A 1,761-nucleotide genomic window follows, 5' to 3' on the forward strand; every position below is an offset into this window, starting at 1 on the left:
TTCTTATACGTATAAACACCACCAAATTGATGCTTCTCAATTCCTTTTACATAATCCTTTTGTACGTAAGCTGATCCCATTTGATAAAGCGGTGCAACTGCAGCATCCTCTAGCAGAATTCGCTCGGCCTCTTGTAATGCTTCCCATCTTTTATTCTGATCTAGTACTAGATCGCTTTTCGCTTTCTTTATTAATTCATCGTAGTGAAGGTTAGAATAATTCATTTTGTTATTCGGATTATCCGTCGTAAATAGTTCTAAATAACTAATTGGGTCTTTATAGTCAGGTCCCCAATTTGCCATAGATATATCGTAATCTCCTGTTTGTTCTAACTGTAATTTTTGCTTAAATGGTTGTTGTTTAATTTGTATCGTTAATCCWTGCAAATKCTTTTCTAAGTCACCTTTTATATATTCYGCCATACGTTTTGCATTATCTTGTTCATATGTTAAAAATTCGAGTTTTACTTCGTCTACTCCCAGTTCTTTCTTCGCTTCTTCCCAAATCTTTTTTGCATTTTGCAAATCATATGGAGAAAGATCTCCGTTTTCTTTTCTAAAATCTTGACCAGTCTCTTCATTTACATGACCAACTGGTACAAGTCCACTTGCAGGTTTTGCCCCGTTATTAATAAAGTGAGTAACAAAATCCTTCTTATTTAACGCTAATGAAATAGATTGACGTACTTTCTTATTTGCTAACGCATTATTTTTTTCATTAAAACGGAGCATWGCAATYCCAGGATCGCTCGACATATGYAATTSYTTATTCCCTTTATACTTGTCTACAAATTGAGAATTAATWGGYACTCGATCCAAATCRCCAGCTTSRTATAARTTWACWRCTGTCATTGTATCCTTTACAATTTGAAAGTTTATCTCGTCTAATTTCACTTTCTTTTGATCCCAATATGTAGCACTCTTCTTTAATTGAAACTCTTGTTCATGCTTCCACTTCTCTAATACAAATGGACCGTTATATATGAGATTACTAGGTTCCAATGCATAATTCTTTCCTTGTTCTTTTAAAAATGATTCGTGCTGTGGTAAGTATATAGGTAACGCTAACAACTGTAAAAAATACGGAATTGGCTGTTCTAGTTCCACTTCTAACTTATAATCATTTATAACTTTAACCCCAAGTTCATCAAGAGGCATTGTTCCCTTATTTATCTCTTTCGCATTTTTCACGTAAAAGAGCATATACGCATATTGAGACGCTGTTTCATGACTTACCGCCCGTCTCCACGCAAACATAAAATCATTGGCTGTTACACTGTCTCCATTTGACCATTTTGCATCTTTACGCAAATCAAATGTATATTTTTTACCATTTTTACTTCTTTCAAACGATTTTGCTATAGCGGGAGTTGGATTATCTTGATCATCTATCACATACAATCCTTCAAATATGTTTTGCATAACGTGTGCTGATGTACCATCCATCGTTTTCGTAGTATCAAGGGAAGGAATTTCTTCTGATACTGTTACATTTAACACTTGTTTTTTAGCTTCTACATCACTTTTATTCGCTTTATTATTACAAGCTGTTAAAAATAAAGATGTAACAAGTGCCATTACCATTAAACGGCTCTTTTTTCGCTTCATGAATTGCTCTCCTTAAATATAAAATATTATAAAACGTTATATTTTGTTGCTTCCATTATAATAAACCATTATTCATTATTAGTCGTTAATTATTCTCATTTTATTTAGCGACGTATCAGCGATATTTTATGTCTATTTCGTATAGGTGTTAGCA

At 33.1% G+C, this 1,761-nt stretch carries 1 protein-coding gene; it reads right to left on the bottom strand.

Annotated elements, in window-relative coordinates; translation table 11 throughout:
- The coding region (locus tag AC1DJR_RS28685) for a peptide ABC transporter substrate-binding protein (RefSeq protein ID WP_477004120.1) at nucleotides 1-1,607 on the bottom strand (1,607 nt) is incomplete at its 3' end.
- Nucleotides 1,608-1,761: the final 154 nt, after the last annotated feature.

This window comes from Bacillus sp. 05T31, assembly GCF_056396725.1.